The organism is Aeromicrobium sp. (assembly GCF_050700635.1).
Classification (GTDB): domain Bacteria; phylum Actinomycetota; class Actinomycetes; order Propionibacteriales; family Nocardioidaceae; genus Aeromicrobium.
The window spans coordinates 1-3,307 of sequence record NZ_JBOHDT010000052.1; the positions used below are offsets into that span (position 1 = coordinate 1).

Annotated in this window: 4 protein-coding genes; all 4 read right to left on the reverse strand. The window is 70.2% G+C overall.

Annotation, left to right across the window (positions count from 1 at the left end; translation table 11 throughout):
- A partial coding sequence (locus ACRDPN_RS03715) for an acyl-CoA dehydrogenase family protein (RefSeq protein WP_431445985.1) occupies nucleotides 1-655 on the reverse strand: 655 nt, incomplete at its 3' end.
- Nucleotides 652-1,548: an acyl-CoA dehydrogenase family protein gene (locus tag ACRDPN_RS03720; protein ID WP_431445986.1), complete on the reverse strand. Its 897-nt coding sequence runs from the start codon at nucleotides 1,546-1,548 to the stop codon at nucleotides 652-654. The genes ACRDPN_RS03715 and ACRDPN_RS03720, both read right to left, overlap by 4 nt.
- Nucleotides 1,545-2,705, reverse strand: coding sequence for an acyl-CoA dehydrogenase family protein (locus ACRDPN_RS03725; protein WP_431445987.1), 1,161 nt, complete (start codon nucleotides 2,703-2,705; stop codon nucleotides 1,545-1,547). Before ACRDPN_RS03725 ends, ACRDPN_RS03720 begins: the two co-directional genes overlap by 4 nt.
- Nucleotides 2,702-3,307: enoyl-CoA hydratase (locus tag ACRDPN_RS03730; RefSeq protein WP_431445988.1), on the reverse strand; the 606-nt coding region annotated here is incomplete at its 5' end. The genes ACRDPN_RS03730 and ACRDPN_RS03725, both read right to left, overlap by 4 nt.

A 3,307-nucleotide genomic window follows, 5' to 3' on the forward strand; every position in this document is an offset into this window, starting at 1 on the left:
GGGCGCAGCCGACCGCGAGCGCGGCGGTTGCGAGGGTGCCGACCCGATGGGCGGAGTCGGCAGCCGCCGTATCGTCGGAGATCCGCTGGGCCTCGACGTCGTCGAAGTCGAGCCGGGAGAAGCCGAGCGTCAGGTCCATGCCGGTCAGGCGCGTGCGAGTGAGCCCGACGGCTTCGGGGTCCACCGTGAACAGGCCGTCGTCGGCGGCGATCACCAGGATCTCGGCCACGTCGCCGTAGAGTTCGGGGGCGGCCGAGCCGTTGAGCACTCCGTCTTCAGCGCTGACGCCCGGCCAGGAAACCGTGGCGACGGCACCCTCGGTGATGCGGGCGAGCGGTTCGTGGTGGCCGGACGCGAGGAGCGCCTCGGTGGCGACGACGGACGCGAGCAGCGGGGACGGCGTGAGTGCCCGGCCGAGCTCCTCGAGGACGACGTGGGTCTCGACGAGGGTGAAGCCGGCGCCGCCATGCTCCTCCGGGATGGCGAGAGCGGCCACGCCCATCTGGTCGCAGAGTGTCGACCAGAGGTCGGTGTCGAACCCGGTCGGCTCCTTGATCGCCTTCCGGACCGCTTGGCTGTCCGAACGCTTGTCGAGCAGGGCGCGCACGGAGCTCGCGAGCTCAGTATGCTCCCGGGTGGGCACGAGGTCGGTCATCGCGCGTCCAGGAGCTCGGTGAGCAGACGGTCGCGGTGGAACGCGGTCGTCCCCCATGCCGACTGCAGCGCACGGATGCGGAGCAGCCACAGGCTCAGGTCGTACTCGTCGGTGTAGCCGATCGCGCCGTGGACCTGCAGGCCGACGCGGGATGCGAGGTGGGCCGCGTCTGAGCTCTGGATCTTCGCCGCTGAGACGGAGCGCGGCGTCGGGTCGACGGCCGCGCCGAAGACGAGTGGCCGGGCGAAGTCGAGGGCGATCCGGACGTCGGCCAGCTGGTGCTTGATGGCTTGGTACGAGCCGATCTCGCGGCCGAACTGCTTGCGTTGCTTGGCGTAGGCGACCGTGTCGGCCAGCACGCGCTCGCCGGCGCCGAGCAGCTGGGCGGATGTCGCCAGCGCCGCTAGCTCGAAGGCTGCGTCCAGGGTTGTCGTCTCGACGGGCTCGCCGACCACGACGTCGAACAGGTGGCGGGATCGATCGATCGACGTGACAGGGTCGCCAACAGTCGCCGTGTGAAGTGACCCGTCCTTGAGGGCGTATACCGCGTCGGCCACGTCGGCGCCCAAGGCGTACGGCACCGCGACGGTGGCGCGCTTCTCCGAGAAGTCCTCATCTGGCAGCGCCATGGGCAGGTACGCGGCCGACTCGATCCACGGACCGGGAACGGCGTGGCGACCAAGCGCCTCGAACGCGATGCACACTTCGACGGGCGTGGCCTCGGTGGCGAGGGAGGTGACGCCGAGGTCGGCCAGGCGGGACCACAGCTTGAGGCCGGGCTCGTGGTCGCCGTTGGCCCAGGCGCGGTTCACGGCGGCGGTGTCGGCCTTGTACAGCAGGTCGTCGAGGGAGCGGGCGAAGCCGGTCTGCTCGTCGGTCAGGGTAAACCTCATCGGCGGGCCTCCCCGCGCGGCTCCCGGGGCAGGCCGAGGATGCGCTCGGCGACGATGTTGCGCTGGATCTCGTTGGTGCCCGCGTAGATCGGTCCGGACAGCGAGAACAGGTAGGTGTCCGTCCAGGCCGACGCGACCTCAGCATTGGGGCCGAGCAGGTCGAGCGCGGTCTCGTGCAGGTCGACGTCGAGCTCGCTCCACCAGACCTTGTTCACCGAACCTGCTGCGCCGATGTCGCCCCCTCCCGAGTCAGCACTGCCGGCGAGCTGGGTGACGGTGCCCCAGGTGTAGAGGCGGTAGGCCTCGGCCTTGACCCAGGCGTCGACAACGGACGACGAGAGTGCTGGGTCAGGTGCGTCGGCATACAGGTCGAGCAAGCGGTCGGCAGCGGCGCAGAACCGGCCCGGCGAGCGCAACGACAGCCCGCGCTCGTTGCCCGCGGTGCTCATCGCCACCCGCCAGCCGTCACCGGGCTGCCCCAGCACGTCGGTATCCGGCACGAATACGTCGTCGAAGAACAGCTCGGCGAATCCGGTTTCTCCGTCGAGCTGCGCGATCGGCCGCACAGTCAGGCCGTCGGCGTCCAGGGGGAAGCAGAAGTAGGTCAGCCCCCGATGCCGCTCCTCGTCGGGGTCGGAGCGGAACAAGCCGAACCCCTGGTGTGCGTACGCCGCTCGGGACGACCAGGTCTTCTGCCCGTTCAGCACCCAACCACCGTCCACCGCTCGGGCGGTCGCGCGTAGCGACGCGAGGTCGGAGCCGGCCTCGGGCTCGGACCAGGCCTGGGCCCAGATACTCTCCCCGGTCGCCATCGACGGCAGCCACCGTTGCTGCTGCTCATCGGTGCCGTGGTCGAAGATGATCGGCGCGAGCAGGAAGATGCCGTTCTGCGAGACGCGGCCGGGAGCACCCGCGCGGTAGTACTCCTCCTCGAAGATGACCCACTCGACCAGAGAGGCGCCGCGGCCGCCGAACTCCTCGGGCCACGACACCACCGACCACCGTGCATCGGCGAGGCGTCGCTCCCACTCCTGGTGGGCGACGAAACCGTCGGCTGTGTCCATCGACGGCAGCGTCTCCGCCGGGACGTTCTCGGCGAGCCAGGCCCGCGCCTCGTCCCGGAAGGCGAGCTCGTCTGGGGTGAAGTCGAGGTTCACCCCGGCTCCTGCTCCTTGTTGCGGGCCGCCATCGACCTGGCGTCGAGCCCGGCGAGTGAGTCCTCGGACGTCTCGGCATTGTGGGCGTGCGCGAAGTGGTGCAGCCCGAAGACGGAGTCCATCCCGGCCCGCATGCCCTGCAGGTCCTCGGCCTGGTTGACTGCCTTCTTGGTCAGGGCGAGGCCGAAGCGCGGCATCTCCGCGATGCGGCCGGCCAACGCCAGCGTCGTGCTCTCCAGCTCGTCGCGCGGCACCACCTGGTTGACCATGCCCAGCGCCAGCGCCCGGTCGGCGGTGAACCGGTCGCCGGAGTAGAGGAACTCCTTGGCCGCCCGCGGGTTCATCACCCACGGGTGCGCGAAGTACTCGACGCCGGGGATGCCCATGCGCACCACCGGGTCGGAGAAGAACGCGTCGTCCGAGGCGATGATGAAGTCGGCGGACCAGGCCAGCATCAGCCCGCCCGCGATGCAAGCGCCGTGCACCATCGCGACCACCGGCTTGGGCACCTCGCGCCAGCGTCGGCACATGCCCATGTAGACCTCCGACTCGCGGGCGAACCGCTGGTCGCCGCCCTCCTTGTCGGTGTGGTCCCACCAGAT